Origin of the sequence: Advenella kashmirensis W13003 (assembly GCF_000506985.1) — a bacterium.
Lineage (GTDB): Bacteria > Pseudomonadota > Gammaproteobacteria > Burkholderiales > Burkholderiaceae_B > Advenella > Advenella kashmirensis_A.
In genome coordinates this window covers 874963-893375 of sequence record NZ_KI650980.1, presented here as the reverse complement: position 1 = coordinate 893375, position 18413 = coordinate 874963, and the positions used below count along the sequence as shown (strand labels likewise).

At 52.8% G+C, this 18413-nt stretch carries 21 protein-coding genes and 1 tRNA gene; 14 read left to right on the top strand and 8 right to left on the bottom strand.

The features are described from left to right. Positions 1-7: 7 nt before the first annotated feature. From W822_RS38860 to W822_RS38830, 8 genes are all read right to left on the bottom strand, one after another. Positions 8-277 carry a type II toxin-antitoxin system HicB family antitoxin gene (locus W822_RS38860; protein ID WP_024006120.1) on the bottom strand — a complete coding sequence of 90 codons (270 nt, stop codon included), beginning with the start codon at positions 275-277 and terminating at the stop codon, positions 8-10. Positions 278-496: 219 nt separating this feature from the next. Next, positions 497-757 carry a hypothetical protein gene (locus tag W822_RS38855; RefSeq protein WP_024006119.1) on the bottom strand — a complete coding sequence of 87 codons (261 nt, stop codon included), beginning with the start codon at positions 755-757 and terminating at the stop codon, positions 497-499. 36 nt (positions 758-793) lie between these two features. Further along, entirely contained in the window at positions 794-970 is a 177-nt protein-coding gene (locus tag W822_RS46525) for a hypothetical protein (protein ID WP_024006118.1), read from the bottom strand. A 228-nt stretch (positions 971-1198) separates the two neighbouring features. Then, positions 1199-1274, bottom strand: a tRNA-Thr gene (locus W822_RS38850). 118 nt (positions 1275-1392) lie between these two features. Beyond that, positions 1393-1653 carry a translation initiation factor IF-1 gene (infA, locus tag W822_RS38845; RefSeq protein WP_024006117.1) on the bottom strand — a complete coding sequence of 87 codons (261 nt, stop codon included), beginning with the start codon at positions 1651-1653 and terminating at the stop codon, positions 1393-1395. Between the two features lie 462 nt (positions 1654-2115). Next, complete coding sequence (locus W822_RS38840; protein ID WP_024006116.1) at positions 2116-3339, bottom strand: MFS transporter; 1224 nt, start codon at positions 3337-3339, stop codon at positions 2116-2118. A 56-nt stretch (positions 3340-3395) separates the two neighbouring features. Beyond that, entirely contained in the window at positions 3396-4259 is an 864-nt protein-coding gene (locus W822_RS38835) for an amidohydrolase family protein (protein ID WP_024006115.1), read from the bottom strand. A 172-nt stretch (positions 4260-4431) separates the two neighbouring features. Then, the gene (locus W822_RS38830; protein ID WP_024006114.1) at positions 4432-5370 is read right to left on the bottom strand and encodes a LysR family transcriptional regulator; all 939 of its coding nucleotides are present in this window, start codon (positions 5368-5370) and stop codon (positions 4432-4434) included. Between the two features lie 177 nt (positions 5371-5547). On the opposite strand from W822_RS38830, the gene W822_RS38825 reads away from it, so the two are divergent. The 14 genes from W822_RS38825 to W822_RS38760 all read left to right on the top strand — a co-directional run bounded on the left by W822_RS38825 (position 5548) and on the right by W822_RS38760 (position 18410). Then, a complete protein-coding gene (locus W822_RS38825) occupies positions 5548-6249 on the top strand; it encodes a pirin family protein (RefSeq protein ID WP_024006113.1) in 702 nt (233 codons plus the stop codon). A 142-nt stretch (positions 6250-6391) separates the two neighbouring features. Then, complete coding sequence (locus tag W822_RS38820; RefSeq protein ID WP_024006112.1) at positions 6392-7045, top strand: hydrolase; 654 nt, start codon at positions 6392-6394, stop codon at positions 7043-7045. Between the two features lie 12 nt (positions 7046-7057). Then, a complete protein-coding gene (locus W822_RS38815; RefSeq protein WP_024006111.1) occupies positions 7058-7330 on the top strand; it encodes a XapX domain-containing protein in 273 nt (90 codons plus the stop codon). An 83-nt stretch (positions 7331-7413) separates the two neighbouring features. Further along, a complete protein-coding gene (locus W822_RS38810; protein ID WP_024006110.1) occupies positions 7414-9420 on the top strand; it encodes an amidohydrolase in 2007 nt (668 codons plus the stop codon). Between the two features lie 13 nt (positions 9421-9433). Then, positions 9434-9883: a DoxX family protein gene (locus W822_RS38805; protein WP_024006109.1), complete on the top strand. Its 450-nt coding sequence runs from the start codon at positions 9434-9436 to the stop codon at positions 9881-9883. Further along, positions 9873-11492 (top strand): MFS transporter, encoded by a 1620-nt coding sequence (locus W822_RS38800; RefSeq protein ID WP_024006108.1) that lies wholly within the window; start codon positions 9873-9875, stop codon positions 11490-11492. The genes W822_RS38805 and W822_RS38800 overlap by 11 nt, the downstream gene beginning before the upstream one ends. A 361-nt stretch (positions 11493-11853) precedes the next feature. Next, the gene (locus W822_RS38795; RefSeq protein WP_031243081.1) at positions 11854-12399 is read left to right on the top strand and encodes a MarR family winged helix-turn-helix transcriptional regulator; all 546 of its coding nucleotides are present in this window, start codon (positions 11854-11856) and stop codon (positions 12397-12399) included. Beyond that, complete coding sequence (gene ectA / locus W822_RS38790) at positions 12396-12962, top strand: diaminobutyrate acetyltransferase (protein WP_024006106.1); 567 nt, start codon at positions 12396-12398, stop codon at positions 12960-12962. Before W822_RS38795 ends, ectA begins: the two co-directional genes overlap by 4 nt. An 86-nt stretch (positions 12963-13048) precedes the next feature. Then, complete coding sequence (gene ectB, locus W822_RS38785) at positions 13049-14347, top strand: diaminobutyrate--2-oxoglutarate transaminase (RefSeq protein ID WP_024006105.1); 1299 nt, start codon at positions 13049-13051, stop codon at positions 14345-14347. 5 nt (positions 14348-14352) lie between these two features. Continuing rightward, positions 14353-14751, top strand: coding sequence for an ectoine synthase (locus W822_RS38780; RefSeq protein WP_024006104.1), 399 nt, complete (start codon positions 14353-14355; stop codon positions 14749-14751). Positions 14752-14776: 25 nt separating this feature from the next. Beyond that, positions 14777-15694, top strand: a complete 918-nt coding sequence (thpD, locus tag W822_RS38775) for an ectoine hydroxylase (RefSeq protein ID WP_024006103.1) — start codon at positions 14777-14779, stop codon at positions 15692-15694. 316 nt (positions 15695-16010) lie between these two features. Further along, the gene (locus W822_RS38770) at positions 16011-16268 is read left to right on the top strand and encodes a hypothetical protein (protein WP_024006102.1); all 258 of its coding nucleotides are present in this window, start codon (positions 16011-16013) and stop codon (positions 16266-16268) included. Then, the gene (locus W822_RS38765) at positions 16265-16759 is read left to right on the top strand and encodes an ATPase (RefSeq protein ID WP_024006101.1); all 495 of its coding nucleotides are present in this window, start codon (positions 16265-16267) and stop codon (positions 16757-16759) included. Before W822_RS38770 ends, W822_RS38765 begins: the two co-directional genes overlap by 4 nt. A 208-nt stretch (positions 16760-16967) precedes the next feature. After that, positions 16968-18410, top strand: a complete 1443-nt coding sequence (locus W822_RS38760) for an aldehyde dehydrogenase family protein (RefSeq protein ID WP_024006100.1) — start codon at positions 16968-16970, stop codon at positions 18408-18410. Positions 18411-18413: the final 3 nt, after the last annotated feature.

Here is an 18413-nt window from a genome sequence, read left to right as displayed (position 1 = left end):
GTACTTTCTACTCCAGCATTTCATTCATTAACAGAACTGTTGCAGTTACCGGGGCAGGCAGAGTGATTGTTCGTTGGTCTGTTTGGGGTTTAGAAGGAAGCGGAATTTTACGTTTTTCTTCAAAATAAATTCCAAGCGCAGCTTCCAGCGCATCCTCTGCGTTTAACAGAGCCTCTTGCTCGTCGTCTCCCACTGAATTCGCTTCCGGAATATCAGGAAAGCCAACTAAAAACGTACCATTATCGTCTGGTGTTAACGTGACTGGATAAATTAACATGCGACTTACTCCATCATAGTATGCAGCACCTTGTGCGAGTGATTGGACGAATTTGACTGGAAAAATTATGGCGAACCTCCAGGCGCACAATTCAAACTCATGATCACTGAATCCGGTGTACAAGCACCTATTGATCCAGCCGAATCGTTTTGGGCTGAAAAACGGGGGGAGATTAGCTTTACATGGATGCTCCCCGGGTAAAGGGTAGCGCGCTTGCAATTATTCCGGCATGTCTGACAGTTCAGCGCCAATCGTACGCATGCGGCGATAGATGCGCTCAAGCTCCGCTGGTGTAAGGGATAGATGGGCGGCAAGGTGGAAAAGGTTTGGGTAAGGCATAGACTTTGGGTCGGACCCGCCTGTGTATTTGCGCCAATGTTGCTCACCGACACAAGCCAGGGCGGCCATCTGTTTTCCCGTATAGTCAAGGTCAATTTTCAGGTGCTGTAAATCGTCGGCGCTTGGGGGGGTATATTCCATAAATGAAAAACCCCGCTATGGCGGGGTATCAAGTCCTTAAGTAAAAAGTTTGCTCAGGGCGATGATCGTTGTGGCCAGTGCAGCTCCTACCATCAGAGGGTGCCAGTTACGCTCGCGCTGCATTTTGGCGGCTTCTGCGTTCAGCTTAACGGTTTCAGCCATCAGCTTGGCGATTTCCGCTTCTGTCTTGACTATGTTCAATGTTCTTTCCATTCAGGGCTTCCTTTCGGGTTCTCGGACTGCGCGATGGGCGTTATCCATGCGTGTTATGTTAGCGCTTAATGCGCTAAGTATCAAGGATCGTGTTCATCCCCCGTTTATGGGTAGAGCCCTTAGGCGTAGAATAGAATACACAGCGGGTTAACTGTAACCGCTGTGTATTTTTGGTTGGTTTTGCAATCTGTTAGAACCACTAACTTATTGATTTTTATTATTAAAATATGGTGCCGATAAGAGGAGTCGAACCTCCGACCTTCGCATTACGAATGCGCTGCTCTACCAACTGAGCTATATCGGCGTACTGACGAAGTCGGAAATTCTAACACAAATTTTCTATTTCGGTCATGCGGGCAAATTTACGATAAAAAAATCTGCCGGCAGGATACTGCCGATTGCCGGTGTTGCGGCACCGGGCTCTAGCGGCGGCGTGGACGGGCAGGACCCGTGGGTGCGCGGCCAGCGATATGTCGGAACGTAATACGACCCTTGCTCAGGTCATAGGGTGACATTTCCAGCGTCACTTTATCACCCGCCAGAATGCGGATGTGATGCTTGCGCATCTTGCCACCGGTATACGCGATAATAGGGTGTCCATTATCCAGCGTGACCCGGAAGCGGGAATCGGGCAATACTTCTGTGACAGATCCACTCATTTCAAGTAGTTCTTCTTTTGCCATATAGTGTTCTCCTGTAAAAATGATAATCAACGGCAGGCGCAGTGGCAGACATCACGCAAATAGCGCGAACCTTCAGACCACGGCAGGGTGCCGGAAGATGCAAATGCGGATGCCAGGCGCTTTCGCAGAAAGCTGAATCTGCATTACCGGACTAAAGGCGATAACACAGCCGTGAAAAAATGATGAAAAGGCGCAGAAAACGGTGCTTCTGCTGTCATCAAGTGAGGGAAGTTAACCGTTTGGGAAAGGTATGGTTCACAAGGTCATACCGACGGTGAGCAGGACGCCTGTATGGAGGCTGTCAGCAAGCGCAGCGTCCACGGCGTGTTGGTTTGTGTTCTTATAGGTGGATTTCACGTTGTTTATTATACACTCAAACACCTAATTTCATAAAATGTGTTGCATTTTCGGAACAGATTTGTCTCATTTTGCATGATTCGTATTCAGGTACGCCGGTTTCCCTCAGTCCACCAGTTCCTTACCTTTGGTTTCCGGCAGCAAAAAGGTCGTGAGCAAGACCATCACATATGCGCCGGTGGCAAATGTCGCAATTGCACCGGCCAGGCCCATCGATTGGCTTAGGTAGCCTACCAGTCCGGGGAAGAGTGCCCCGACCCCACGTCCGAAGTTGTAGGCGAACCCCTGGCCATTGGCCCGGATGGCAGACGGAAACAATTCCGTCAGATAAGCGCCGATGCCGCTGAAGATACCCGAGGCGGCAAAACCCAATGGAAAGCCCAGAATCAACATTTGTGTATTGGTCAGGGGCAGCTCGGTGTACAGATAGATGCAAATGCCCGACAGAACCGAGAACAGGACCAAATTGGCCTTGCGCCCGAAACGGTCCGCAAAGTACGCACCGGCAATATACCCGCAGAATGAGCCCGCGATAATCACCAGCAGATAGCTGCCGGTCCCCATAATGGAGAGGTGTCTCTCTGTTTTCAGAAAGGTGGGTAGCCAGGTGGTAATGGCATAATAGCCGCCCTGTACACCCGTGCAAAGCAGCGCGGTAAGCAGGGTTGTTTTGATAACGCCAGGTGCAAAGATCCCCCAGATATTAGAGACGTTTTTTTGTTCCAGAACCTTTTTCTTGAAAATTTCCGGCTCAGGGACATGGCGGCGGATGAAAAGGACGAGCAGGGCAGGCAGCACCCCAATCCAGAACAGACTGCGCCAGGCCAGATCCACAGGCAAAATGGAAAACATCAGGGTGTAGACCAAGGCAGCGACGCCCCAGCCGATGGCCCAGCCGCTTTGCACCGTACCGACGGCCTTGCCGCGATGTTCGGCGCGAATAATCTCTCCCATGAGCACTGAACCCACCGCCCACTCGCCACCAAAACCCAGTCCTTGCAACGCCCGCAATACGAAGAACTGCTCAAAATTCTGCGCAAAGCCGATCAGCACGGTGCAGACGGAAAACCAGAGAATGGTGATTTGCAGAATCCGTACACGCCCATAGCGATCCGCCAGAATCCCGGCACCCCAGCCACCGATAGCCGAAAACAGCAGTGTGATGGTACCCAGAACACCGGCTTCAGCGTTGCTGATGCCCCATAGCTGAATAATCGCGCTAATGACAAATGTGAACACCATGAAGTCAAAGGCATCGGTCGCCCAGCCGCCAAAGGCCGCAATAAACGTATTCTTTTCTGTCCGGTTCAGCTGTCGATACCAATTCATGATACTTCTCCCTTGGAGCGGTTCACTTCAAGTATGGTCTGCAAAGAGGTACTACGTCAGGATGTAAAACCATATAACGTTGCCGGGTTGTCCACCAGAATTTTCTTACGTATGGCAGCTTGCGGCGCCCATGTTGTCAGCTGGCTCAGTAAATGACCGGTATCGGGCATGCGCGTGATGGAGACATGTGGCCAGTCGCTGCCCCAAAGCATGCGGTCTTCGCTGGTGGCTATCAAGGCTTGTGCCCAGGGCACGACATCTTTGAATTCGGGGAAGTCTTCGCTGATGCGGTAGGCGCCAGAGAGCTTGACCCACCAGCCGTGATGTTCAATCAGCTCCTGCATGGCCCGAAAGCCAGGGTGATTTGTGCCTTCGGCGACGGGCATATGGCCCATGTGATCAATCACGCCCGGCACCGGCAGTTTTTTGAGCCGAGGCAGCAGTTCAGGCAGTTGCCGTGCGTCCAGCAAAAACTGCATATGCCAACCGTAATCGGCAATTTTTCGGGCAAGCGTTTCCATTGCGTCAAAACCGGTGCCACCGCCAAACAGAACGTTGATCCGCAGTCCGCGTACGCCGGCTTCGTGCATTTCGCGCAATTGTTGGTCAGTGATTGTCTCGCGAACAACGCCAATTCCACGCAAATTGTGTGGATGGCGCTTCAGTACTTGCAACATATAGCGGTTGTCATCACCGTACACGCTGATTTGCACCAGCACGCCGCGTTGCATGCCTGTTTTCTCTAGCATGGATAGATAGCGTTTTTCCGGGGCGGCCGGCGGCGTATAGCTGCGGTTCGTGACAAAGGGATAGGCGTCGGTGTCGTCGGTCACCACATGCGCGTGTGTGTCGCAGGCATTGGCAGGCAGTGAAAAGCCCGCAGGCGCGATGTGTTCCAGGGGGGCAAGGCAGTATTCCATCCACACTCCAAAGGAGAAAAAAGGATTGGTATCGGCAAATGATAGCAATGTCGATCGTGAGTGTCCAACATTCTGTTGCCGCAAGACCGCAATCGCTCGGACATGCCCGGGAAATATTTGCGCAGAAACAAGACGGTATCGTCAACGATCTGGTTGGCGATACCGTGGTGTATTACGGTTCGCCAATATCGGGAATGATTTGCGCCCATGGCTGATTCTCAAATTGTACAACCAAGTAATCTATCAATGCCTTGACCCGTGCTGGACGGTTGCGTCCGGGCGGACTTGCAAGATGTAAGGTGATCGGTTCTACCTCCCAATCATCCATCACGGTTTGGAGCTCTCCGGATTGGAGCCCTTGCCATGCAATAAATTCGGGTTGAAGCGCCAACCCGAGGCCGGCATTCAATGCGGGTACCAGTGCGTCGGCGTTATTGACCGTTAAGGGGCAAGGTACGACTTGAGAAAAACGGCCATGCCGCTTATGTTGAAAATGCCAGCTTCTGCCGCCGCGCGAATAGCTATAGTGCAGCGCTTTGTGATGAGCCAGATCTCTGGGATGCTTGGGCCGACCGTAGCGCTCGAAATATGCGGGAGCGCCGACAAGCAGAATGCGTACCGTGCACAGACTTCGCGCAAGCAGGCTGGAGTCGACCATGTGAGAGATTCTCAGGGCTAAATCAAACCGATTGGCGATCAGATCCACTTGGTCGTCGCTAAAGTCTATATCCAGCCTGATATCCGGATGAGTCTTCATAAACTCGGGCAGCATTGGAGAAAGCCGAGGGATTCCAAACGACATGGGTGCTGATATTCGGATAAGCCCGCTTAAGCTTCTTGCTTGCTCAACAACTTCGGCTTCGATTGCTTCGCCTTCCTCAAGGATACGAGTTGCCCGCTCCAGGGCAGCGTAACCACTCTCAGTCAATGTCATGTGGCGAGACGAACGATGGAACAGGATCGTTTTCAAACGCGCTTCAAGTCGCGTGATGGCTTTGGAAACCGTCGCTTGTGATAGCGAGATTTCGGCTGCAGTTTTCGCAAAAGAACCCGTTTCGGCTATTTTGGCGAAAATCGCCCATGCTTCAAAATCAGGTAGATTTTTCGACATTTCTGAAATTCTTTTTGAATAAGGCTAGCTGATGGAAAAAATTATATCAAATGATATTTCAATTGCAATTGTTCAGCATGCAAGAAATGGAAAGTCTGAAATTACGTTCTTGATATTCTCAATATATGTGGTGTTTCCTATACTTTCTTCCGATGATACTGTTATTTGGGGAACACAATGATCGAACGCCGTCCTTTCAATAGTTTGGGTGCCGCCAATCACGGATGGCTTGATGCCAAACATCATTTTTCCTTTGCTCAATACTATGATTCCACTCGCATGGGGTGGGGCGCATTGCGCGTATGGAATGATGACACGATAGCAGCTGGCTCCGGCTTTCCACCACATCCGCATGCCGATATGGAGATTATCACCTATGTTCGGGATGGCGCAATTAGCCACGAAGATAATCTGGGTAACAAGGGTCGCACAGAGGCGGGTGATGTACAGGTGATGAGTGCGGGTACCGGTATCCGGCACTCGGAATATAACTATGAGTCCGACACCACTCGAATCTTCCAGATTTGGATTGTGCCTAATCGGCGCGGTGATCCTCCTAGTTGGGGGGCGAAACCCTTCCCAAAGGATGACCGATCAGGTCAATTTGTGGTCTTGGCCAGCGGGGAGGGAAACGAGGACGCATTGCCTATTCGCGCCGACGGCTCTGTATTGGGTGCAACGCTTAAAGCTGGTGAAAGCGTGGAATATTCATTTGCCGATGCGCGGCGCTATGGTTATCTGGTGCCGGCTACCGGCAAGATAGAAGTCAATGGCGTTGAGCTAGAGGCGCGTGATGGCGCGGCCATCAAAGATGAAACAGTCCTGCGGATTACCGCAATAGAAGACGCCGAGCTGATTCTTGTCGACACGGCGGCCTGATAAAAAAACAAGAGCGGACAGGGTGGCGACAACCTCTGCTCTTGCGCCCGGACGACTTCCATAATGTTTGCAGATTTGAGTCGCAAGTTTGTCGCGTTTATCCAATGTTTTCTTCATCCACCATTGATTGCAGGAGTTAGATATGCCTATTAGCGCTACCCCGACGCCAAGTCCTTTGTTGTTGACGCCCAAGGACCACGTCTTGATCCTGATCGACTATCAATCGCAAATGGCTTTTGCGACCCATTCAATAGACATTGTCAGTCTACGCAATAATGCCAGCTTGATCGCCCAGGGCGCATCCGGGTTTGGCGTGCCGACCATCCTTACCACTGTCGCGGAAAAAAGCTTCTCGGGACCGATGTTCGAAGAGGTGACTACACCTTTCCCAGGTCAGGCGTTGTTGGATCGCACGTCAATGAATACTTGGGAAGATGCAGCCGTTATCGATAATGTAAATAAGATTGGCAAGGACCGTATCGTGCTTGCCGGTTTGTGGACCAGCGTATGTATCGTGGGGCCGGCGCTGTCTGCATTGGCACAAGGGTATGAGGTTTACTTTATAACCGATGCATGCGGCGATGTATCGATTGAGGCGCATGAGCGGGCTGTGGACCGTATCGTGCAGGCAGGTGGTCGCCCCATGACTTCCTTGCAGTACTTGCTGGAGTTGCAGCGCGATTGGGCGCGAACCGAGACCTATGATCTCACGACAGGCATTGCCAGAAAAGTAGGAGGTGGTTACGGAATCGGCATCAACTATGCCAAGTCCATGTTTGGGGCACAAGAGGGATAAAGGAGAAGGCCAATGAAACCGTACCTGATTTCGTTGGCTGTCGGCATTTTAGTGGGTGTGATCTATAGTCTGATGAATGTGCGATCTCCGGCACCACCCGTCATCGCGATTCTTGGGCTATTGGGAATGCTCATTGGTGAGCAGCTCATTCCTGTCAGTAAACAGTTGCTGACAGGAAGCTCATTCCTGGCGGCCTGTGATAAGGAACAGGCTACCAGTCATGTATTCGGCCATTTACCTGGCCGGCATGCTCCGCCGAAAGCCACTGAAAAAGAGACCTCGTGAACCTGCGCCGGCGGTTAGATACAGCGCTGCCGGACTATTTTCTGAAAGTACGCTATTTCATTCACAGCCTGAAGGAAACCCGTATGACAAATCGCCGTCAAATTCTTGGAGTGGCTTCGAGTGTAGCGTCTGCCGTGGCATTCGATACGTTGTTCGGACGTAGAGCATTGGGCCGCGTGATCAGCAAGGGAGCAGCAATCGTGAAAGATCCAGATGTTATTTTCCATAACGCCAGAATTACGACACTTGACCGCGCAAAACCGACCGCGAGCGCAGTTGCCATTAAAGACGGCACATTTCTGGCCGTTGGAGAGGATGAAGAAATTTTGCGTCATGCCGGAAGGCAAACGCGCATTATCGATCTACAGCGCCGGTGCGTGTTGCCGGGCCTATTCGATAATCATACCCACGTCGTTCGCGGCGGCCTGAACTACAACATGGAGTTGCGCTGGGATGGTGTTCGATCGCTGGCCGACGCGATGGATATGTTGCGCCGCCAGGTGGCACTGACCCCCGCACCGCAATGGGTGCGCGTGGTAGGGGGCTTTACCGAGCATCAGTTCTTTGAAAAGCGTTTGCCGACCATTGATGAAATCAACGCCATTGCGCCCGACACACCGGTATTCCTATTGCATCTATATGATCGCGCCTTGCTTAATGGCGCCGCACTTCGTGTCGTAGGCTATACCAAAGATACACCGGATCCACCCGGTGGCCAGATTACGCGCGATGCCAATGGCAATCCCACGGGCTTGCTGCTGGCCAAACCCAATGCGACCATTCTTTATGCGACATTGGCCAAGGGGCCCAAACTGCCGTTTGAGTATCAGCTCAATTCGACGCGACATTTTATGCGCGAATTGAACCGGCTGGGGGTGACAGGCGTGATCGATGCGGGCGGCGGGTCGCAGAACTATCCGGAAGACTACGCTGTGATGCAGAAGCTGGCAGAAGAAGGTCAAATTACCGTGCGCCTGGCCTATAACTTGTTTACGCAAAAACCCAAGGAAGAGAAAGATGATTTCCTCAAATGGACCTCCAGCGTGAAATATAAGCAGGGCGATGACTATTTTCGCCATAACGGGGCAGGAGAAATGCTGGTGTACTCGGCTGCCGACTTCGAGGATTTTCGCCAGCCCAGGCCCGATATGCCAGCGCAAATGGAAGATGAATTGGAAGAAGTGGTGCGCATTCTTGCGCAAAACAAATGGCCCTGGCGCTTGCATGCCACCTATGATGAAACCATATCGCGGGCGCTGGATGTGTTCGAGAAGGTGAATAAGGACATACCCCTGCAAGGACTGAATTGGTTCTTCGACCACGCAGAAACCATTTCTGATGAGTCCATTGACCGAATTGCAGCGCTGGGCGGTGGTATTGCCGTACAACATCGCATGGCTTATCAGGGAGAGTATTTCGTCGAGCGTTATGGCGTTGCGGCCGCGCAGGCCACTCCTCCTGTAGCGCGCATGCTGGAGAAGGGAGTGAATGTCTCTGCCGGCACCGATGCAACGCGAGTGGCCTCATATAATCCTTGGGTGTCCCTTTCCTGGATGATTACCGGTAAAACCGTGGGCGGACTGCGCCTGTATCCGGAAAGAAACTGCCTGGATAGGGAAACGGCGCTGCGCATGTGGACAGAAAAAGTCGCCTGGTTTTCCAACGAGGAGGGACGGCGTGGCCGCATCGAGGCGGGTCAGTTCGCCGATATGATTGTGCCGAACAAAGATTTCTTTAATGTGCCGGAAGACGAGATTTCCTTTTTGACCTCGGACTTGACAGTTGTTGGCGGTCGTGTTGTTTATGGCGCAGGCGAGTTTACCGAACTCGATGATAATGCCTTGCCTCCTGCCATGCCTGAATGGTCGCCGGCACGTCTGTTCGGCGGCTATGGTGCATGGGGAGAGCCCGAAGGCGCAGGCAAGCATTCGTTGGGACCGTTGCGCTATCAGGCGATTGCATCTTGCGGGTGCGCCAATAGCTGCGGCTTACATGGGCATGATCATGCCCGCGCCTGGGCAGCGAAGATCCCCGCCTCGGATCTGAAAGGATTCTTCGGCGCGCTGGGTTGTTCATGTTGGGCTGTGTAAAGAGGTGACTGTCATGCGTACATTCGTTTCGGTCAATCGTCGTCTGACCCGATCAATACAGCCGCTACTGGACATTCCTGCAATACATACAGCGGTTTTGCTAGCGCTGTGTGCACCGTATATCCAGGGAGGTCTGGTCAAGCTTTTTGATTTTCCGGGGGCGATTGACGAAATGACACATTTTGGATTGGTACCGGCCCCTGTTTTCGCGGTGCTGGTGATTGTGCTGGAATTAGTTGCCTCCGCAATGATTATTTTCGGATTGTTCCGTTGGCTGGGAGCATTGGCACTGGCGGCATTTACTCTGCTGGCAACATTATTGGCGTTACGTTTTTGGGAATTACCAGCTGGGAACGAACGATTTATGGCTGCAAATTCGTTTTTCGAACATATTGCGATAATTGGTGGTCTGCTGCTTGTCGCGTGGCTCGACATAAGAAAAGGGGACTTTGATGAACGTTGACAAAAAGCCATCGGCGAACCAGTATTCCAACAGTTTTGCACCCTTACGGCAAACCTTGTTCGCGGTGCTGTGGGTTGCCACTGTTATTGGCAATACCGGCAGCTTTGTACGCGATGTGGCCAGTTCCTGGCTGATGACCGATCTTTCAACATCGCCCGCCGCTGTTGCGTTAGTACAAGCAGCTGCAACGTTACCCATTTTTCTTCTGGCTATACCGGCAGGGGTGCTTGCCGATATTCTTGACAGACGAAAATTTCTGATCGGGATACAGCTTTTATTGGCTTGCACCAGCGCGTGCCTGATGCTGTTGCAAGCGGCAGGCTTGCAATCGATCGCCTCTTTAGTGGCGTTGACTTTTCTTGGGGGTATCGGCGCGGCGCTGATGGGGCCGACCTGGCAGGCCATCGTACCGGAACTTGTCGATAGAGAGAATCTTAAAAGTGCAGTCGCACTCAACTCGTTAGGGATCAATATTGCCCGGGCCGTAGGGCCGGCCCTTGGCGGTTTGGTACTTGCCAGCCTGGGCGCCGCGTTTACCTATGGTATCGATGTGATTAGTTACCTCTTCGTTATTGCCGCCCTGATCTGGTGGCCCAGGCCGGTGACGCAGCAGGATGAACTTTCTGAAAAATTTGGAGGTGCATTCAGGGCCGGACTGAGGTATGCGCGCGCCAGCCGTGATTTGCATATTGTGCTGTTGCGCGCTTTCCTGTTCTTTGCGCTGGCAAGTTCGGTGTGGGCATTATTGCCGTTAGTGGCACGCGGCGTGTTGGGAGGCGGAGCGGGATTTTACGGCATGTTGCTCGGTGCTGTGGGGCTAGGCGCGATCATTGGCGCTATTTTTATTCCGAAAATACGTGATCGCCTTGGAGCGGATGGGCTGCTGCTGTTAGCCGCCTTTGTGACCGCATCGGTCATGGTGTTTCTGGCTTTTGCGCCGGCGCAGTGGATGGCGGTGGTCGCATTGCTATTGCTTGGTACTGCGTGGATTAGTGCCTTGACTACATTGAATGGTGTGGCGCAGGCAATTTTGCCCAACTGGGTGCGCGGGCGCTCGCTGGCGATCTACCTTACGGTATTTAATGGCGCTATGACGGCGGGCAGCCTGGCCTGGGGGGGTGTTGCTTCAGCAATCGGCGTGCCGCTGACGCTGGTGGCGGGTGCTGTTGGTTTGGTTATTGTGGGGCTCGTAGCGCATCGTATCAAATTACCCGGCGGTGACGAAGATTTAGTGCCTTCCAGACATTGGCCCGAACCGCTGACCGCCGCGCCGGTGGAAAACGACCGGGGACCCGTGCTCATTTTGATCGAGTATCGTATCTTGGTAGAAGAGCGCGGCGAATTCCTGAAGTCTCTCGCCAGACTCTCGTTTGAGCGCAGGCGTGATGGTGCCTATGCATGGGGTATTACCGAAGATGCATCCGACCCCGAACTGATACTTGAATGGTTTTTGGTCGAATCCTGGGCAGAGCACCTGCGTCAACACCATCGAGTCTCTAAGGCTGACGCGGATGTTCAAGCTGAGGTGTTACGGTTTCACAAGGGGGAGGGAAAGCCACGAGTGCGTCATTTTCTCTCCTTTAACCATCCTCTAAAAGGGCGAGTTTAGTCGAGTACATTTCGTTACTTTTCTTAGAGTGAAATTGCGAGCAGGATCCTGCGTAGATCTTTCCCGTGATATCGCTCTAACCTGCGCTTTCGCATGAGATTCCTGTGCTGAAATTCGCCAGATAAAATGGCTTCTAATTTACTGATGTTGTCGTAATATCAGTATTTTTTATCGTAAATAGACAGAGATTGATAAAAATAATAATGACTGCCTATTTGCTTTCGACCGACTAATTTCTCTTTCTAAACCAATCTTTATTATTCATATGATTATGGTATCAACGTATTTGACACCAATTATTTGATCGCATATGATTAGTGCTGAAATGATTTTTAAGAGAAATGATTTCTCTTCAAACAGGATGAGTAAAACAATTAATATGCACACTCAATATGACATTCGAATTCTCAGCGCCTTGCGCCGTATCACACGGGCCATCGCTGTTCATTCCCGGCAGCTGGCTGCCTATAACAACGTGACCACGCCCCAGCTGATCTGCCTGGGTGCCATTGTAGAAAACGGCCCCATTACGGCAACGGAAATCAGCCGCAAAATTCATGTCAGCCCCAGCACGGTGGTTGGCATTCTGGATCGCCTGGAAGATAAGGGCTGGATCCGTCGCGAGCGCGGCAAGGAAGATCGCCGCATCGTGTTCATTACGGCCACCGAGGCTGGTGTTGAACTGGTTCGGGTTACGCCGTCGCCTATTCAAACGACGATGTCGGACGCATTGAAAGACCTGCCCGAAGCCGAGCAGGCTGCGATTACGACGTCGCTCGAAAAAATTGTCATGCTGATGGAGACGCACAGTGCCGTGGCTCCTGAAGTTTCCAAAGAACCCGCGTCGCCAATTCTGGATGTTCCGATTGTCGATGCCTCTCACCCAGAATCCGGAATTTTGATTTGATTGATACTGTCCTGCCGACCTCCAGAACGAATACGCAACGTGCTCAGGCAAAGGGGGCACCTGGTAAACAGGCGCACTTGCTGAGAATACCCGCCAGAGATGATGGTTATCCCGTCTGGCAATTGGTATCCCAGTGCCCGCCGCTGGATCTGAATTCGGTGTACAGCTATCTGCTTTTGTGTGAGCATTTTCGTAATACCTGCGTCGTTGCCGAGGCCAATGGACAAATCGATGGATTTGTTTCTGCCTATCTGCCCCCGGATCGGGACGACGTTCTGTTTATCTGGCAGGTCGCCGTGCACGAGCGTGGACGCGGCCATGGACTGGGTCGGCAAATGCTGCTCAGCCTGCTGGACAGGCCTCATCTGGCGCATATTCGTTTTCTGGAAACCACCGTTGGTCCGGACAACGCTGCGTCCCGTCATATGTTCGCTGCGGTGGCCCACAACATGGGCACCGGCATCGATGAAAGCCCCTTATTTGAACCAGAATTATTCGGGCCCGAAGCGCATGATGACGAACGACTTCTGAAGATCGGACCGCTCAGGCGAATGCCGGGCTGATCTTCTGCCAACTTCAGGGCGTATCCGGCGCCCGAATGCCATTAACGGCATTGTCCTTTTAATGTTTCAACATATAGGAAAAAATCATGGATTTAGAAATTTTCGACCGCATGGAGTCTGAAGTGCGTGGTTACGTACGTTCATTCCCCGTTGTATTCAATCAGGCCAAAGGTTCTGTACTGACTGATGAATCAGGTAAGGAATATATTGATTTTTTCAGTGGTGCAGGTACTCTGAACTACGGCCACAACAATCCGATTCTCAAGAAAAAGCTGATTGAATATTTGAATACCGATGGCGTCGTCCATGGTCTGGACATGGCCACATCGGCAAAACGATATTTCATGGAAACGTTTGAGCGTGTGCTGTTGACCCCGCGCAACATGAAGTACATTCTGCAATTTACCGGGCCGACCGGTACCAATGCAGTTGAAGCTGCACTGAAGCTGGCGCGACAGGTCAAGGGCCGTTCCAATGTGGTCTCGTTCACTCATGGTTTTCATGGTGTGAGCGGTGGCTCGCTGGCTGTCACGGCAAACGAAAAGTTTCGGGATGCCGCCGGCGTATCGTTGCACAACACGGCCTTTATGCCGTTTGACGGATACATCGGCCCTGATGTCGATACCATCGCTTATTTTGAACGCATGCTGGAAGATCCCAGCAGCGGGCTGGACTTGCCGGCCGCTGTGATCGTCGAAACGGTACAGGGAGAAGGCGGTGTTAACGTTGCCAGCTGGCGCTGGATTCGCGAGCTGGAAAAACTGTGCCGCAAATTCGACATGCTGCTGATCGTCGACGATATTCAGGTGGGTTGCGGACGCACCGGCACCTTCTTCAGTTTTGAAGCGGCCGGCATCAAGCCCGATATCATCACACTGTCCAAATCGCTATCGGGCTTTGGCCTGCCCATGTCACTGGTGCTGATCAAGCCCGAACTCGATGTGTGGAAACCGGGTCAGCACAGTGGTACGTTCCGCGGCAATAACCTTGCATTCGTGACGGCCGCTCAGGCGCTGGACAGCTATTGGAGCGATGACAGGTTCGAGAAAGAGACGCGACGCAAGGAACGGATTGTGCGCGACTGGCTTGAAAATCTAGTACATAGCTTTCCCGAAGCGGGATTTAGCGTGCGTGGACGCGGCCTGATCCAGGGACTGGTCAGCGAGGATAAACCCGAACTGGCAAACAAAATTGCCAAGCAGGCTTTTGAGTACGGACTGGTGATTGAAACATCCGGTGCTCAGGATGAGGTGCTGAAGGTCCTGCCGGCCCTCACTATCGAGGACGCGCAACTGACGCACGGTCTGGAATTGATCGAGCGCAGCGTTGCAGAGGTCCTCAAGCAGGAAGGTAAGAAAACCAAAGTTCTCAAATTTGGAGCGTAAGTAATATGATTGTAAGAAATGTGAAAGACGTCATCGGCACCGATCTGGAAGTGAAAACCGACACCTGGCTGAGCCGCCGCGTGCTGCTGGCCAAGGATGGCATGGGATTTTCCTTTCACGAGACCGTGATCTTTCCCGGCACCGAAACCCATATCCATTACCAGAATCATCTGGAAGCCGTATGGTGTGTTGAGGGCGATGGCGAGGTCGAGACCATTGCAGACGGCAAAAAGTATGCACTTGGCCCCGGTGTGGTCTACGCCCTGAATGAAAACGACGAACATTGGCTGCGAGGTGGCAAAGAACCGCTGCGTGTGATCTGCGTATTTAACCCGCCTGTGACCGGCCTTGAAGTTCATGACGAAGATGGCGTGTACCCGGCCATGACCGAGGAAACCGCCTGAACTGTAAACCGACAAGGAGTACAACATGGTCGTAACCGACATTTATGAATCACGAACCAGCGGTACTGCCGCGATCATCGCGAGACAGGAACCGGTTGTGTACGAAGAGGGCAGCTATGCCAATGCATTGTCTGCCGAGCAGGTTGCCTCGTATGAACGCGATGGCTTTCTGGTGATGGACAATCTATTCAGCGAGCAGGAAGTCAAGGCGCTGATGGATGAAGTGCATGCCATGTCAAATGACAGCAAGATCGCCGCCAGCGATGAAGCGATTACGGAGCCCGGCAGCAATGCCGTGCGTTCCATCTTCAGGGTGCATGCCCTGAACAAGGCGATCGATCGACTGTCACGCGACCCCCGTCTGATCCATGTGGCCCGCCAGATTCTGGGCTCCGAAGTATATTTGCATCAGTCGCGCGCCAATATGAAACCGGGTTTCAAGGGCAAGGAGTTCTATTGGCACTCTGATTTTGAAACCTGGCATACAGAAGATGGTATGCCACAAATGCGTGCCCTGAGTTGTTCTTTGTTATTGACAGATAATAACGAATGCAATGGCCCGCTCATGGTCGTGCCAGGTTCACATCGACAGTTCATTTCGTGCCGTGGCATTACGCCTGAAGATAATTACAAAAAATCGCTGAAGATACAGGAGTATGGTGTGCCTGATCCGCTGAGCCTGGAATTGCTGGCCGAGCAGGGCGGCATCAAAGCGGTGACCGGCAAGGCCGGTTCAGTGGTGTTTTTCGATTGCAATACCATGCACGGCTCAAACGGCAATATTTCGCCCTGGCCACGTGCCAATGTATTCATGGTTTACAACAGTGTTGAAAACACTTTGAATGCACCGAAATACGGCCTGGCGCCGCGTCCGGAATATATTGCGACTCGCGAGAAAATGGCGGTGCTCGAACCGCTGGATGCGCTGCAGGAAGTTGCCTGACAGTCAGTGCCAGTAATGTGATTCGGTATCTGAAACGCATTCTGGTTCGACGTCAGTTCGGCGCTGTTGCCTTTACGGCAGGAACGCCCCAAAGCCCCGGTTGCGACGAACCGGGGCTTTTTCTATTATGCGCATGTCCATTCGACAACTGCAGAACAGACTACGCGAGGATGATATCAGCTGATGAATTGTCTATAATCTCCGTATAAGGTATAACACTAGTGTCTTTTCGATTCGACGCAGATGACAATCGTGCACCCAGGCGCATGGATTCAATTGAAACGGGTCTGGTCACAATAGTGTGTTGAGGTTATGTATGGAAATGAAGCTTGAAAATCTGGAAGCCATGACAGACGTGGAAGAACGGGTATTCTGGAGAATGTTTGATGTGCAATTGGTCCGCGATGACGGTGCCGCCGCACGGGGTCATCTTCAGGCCGGTCGCCCCGTGTATTACCGGGAGGACACTACCCCAAGCGGGCTGGTCATCAAGGAATTTCCCAATGGACGTCGGGAGCTTGTGCGCTTTGTCAACGGTGTTGAACAAACGGTGAACAATGCTTCAGTAACATGAGTGCGCCAAAACTCTGGGTCGTGGCCGGTCCGAATGGGGCGGGCAAGACAACCTTGACACGTCGTCATTTGACAGGTCACCTGCCGGTTGTCAATCCGGACGATATTGCGGCTGAAATAGATCTGGGCCATTCGGAAATTGAACTCATGCGGTATGCCCGCAAACGGGGTTTCAAAGTCATACTTGTTTTCGTGGGCGTTGACGACGTCGGGCTGCTGATGGTCAAATCCCGCATCGCAGAGGGTGGACACGCCGTTTCCCCTGAGGCCATTGAACGTCGCTACCAGCGCAGTATGGACAATCTTGAGTGCGCATTGCAGATTGCCGATCGCGCCTGGGTATTCGACAATAATCGTAAAAGAGGGCGACGCACGCTGCTAATCCGTGAAGGTCATCGGTTAAAGTACGTCGGCAAGTCCTTGCCAGCCTGGGCGTTGCAGGCCATTCCCGTTGAACTGCGTCGTCGCGAACGTCATATCAAGCACAAATAGCTTTTCTCCACGTCTCACACTCCTGTCTCCTATTTTGATTCTCGCCACATTTCCCGCATAGATTCTATAAATAAGGGTAATCACGTACAGCAGATCAGGCGGCAACCGTGTCTAATAATCGGCTTCAAACACGATGATGCGTGGCCTTTTGGGTCATGCGTATCGTATCGGCCTGATTGAATTAAACCCCTATAAATGGAGACACTGTATGCCCAGCATGATTATCAACGGCGCGCTATGCGATGCCGCGTCCGGCAAGACACTGGATGTGGTTTCCCCCGTGGACGCACAGGTTTTTACGACAATCCCGCGTGGCGACAGGGTCGATGTAGATGTGGCCGTGCAGGCGGCACGTCATGCACTGGACGGTGCCTGGCAGAAGGTGACGGCATTGGAGCGGGGCCGCCTGTTGATGAAATTGAGTCAATCCATCCTGGACCATTTCGACGAACTGGTCGAACTCGAAGCGCGGGATACGGGTAAGCCGCTGGTGACCGCCGAAAATGACATCCGGGTCATGGCGCGTTATTTCGAATTCTATGCAGGCGGCGCCGACAAAGTGCATGGCCAGATCATTCCTTACCTGAATGACTATACGGTGCAGGTGTTGCGTGAACCGCTGGGGGTGACGGCGCATATTATTCCGTGGAACTACCCGGCGCAGATGTTCGGTCGCAGTGTCGCGCCTGCCCTGGCGATGGGGAATGCCTGCGTGGTGAAACCGGCAGAAGACGCCTGCCTGTCTGTGCTGCGTGTAGCAGCGATGGCCCAGGACATCGGTTTTCCGCCGGGCGTGCTCAACGTGGTCACGGGCCTTGGAGAGGAAGCCGGTGCCGCATTGGCGGCGCATCCGGATATCAATTTTGTGACCTTTACAGGATCCAATGAGGTCGGGATACTGGTGCAACAGGCGGCGGCGCGTCATGCCGTCAAGTGCGTGCTGGAGCTGGGTGGCAAATCGGCTCACATCGTATTTGACGATGTGAATATGCAGCTTGCCATTCCCGCTGTCATCAAAAGTATTCTGCAAAATACCGGCCAGACCTGCACGGCGGGCAGTCGTCTGCTGGTTCAGCGCGGCGTCTATGATCGTTTTATGCAGGAACTGACTGCGGCGTTCTCGCAAACCCGCGCAGGGTCGCCTTCGGCCAACCCCGACTGCGGCCCGCTCATCAACGCGAGTCAATTTGCACGCGTGAACCGCTATCTGGATCTGGGCCGGCAGGAAGGGTTGCAGGTCCTGGCCGAAGGCAGCATCGACAGCGATGTACCCGAGGGCGGATATTATGTGCGTCCGACCTTGTTCGGTGCCCGTTCACATGACAGTGTGTTGCTGCAGGAGGAGATTTTCGGGCCTGTGCTGGTGGCCGTGCCGTTTGACACCGAGGCCGATGCGGTCAGACTGGCCAATGACACCCGCTACGGTCTGCTGGGCGCGATCTGGACAGAAAATGGCGGCGTACAGCAGCGTGTGGCCAAAGGCATCAAATGCGGACAGGTGTTCATTAATGGCTTTGGTGCCGGCGGTGGCGTAGAACTGCCGTTCGGCGGGATGAAGGGCAGCGGACATGGCCGTGAAAAGGGATTCGTGGCGATGGAAGAAATGAGTACGACCAAGACGGTTGTGCACTTTCACGGACAGATGCAATAAGGA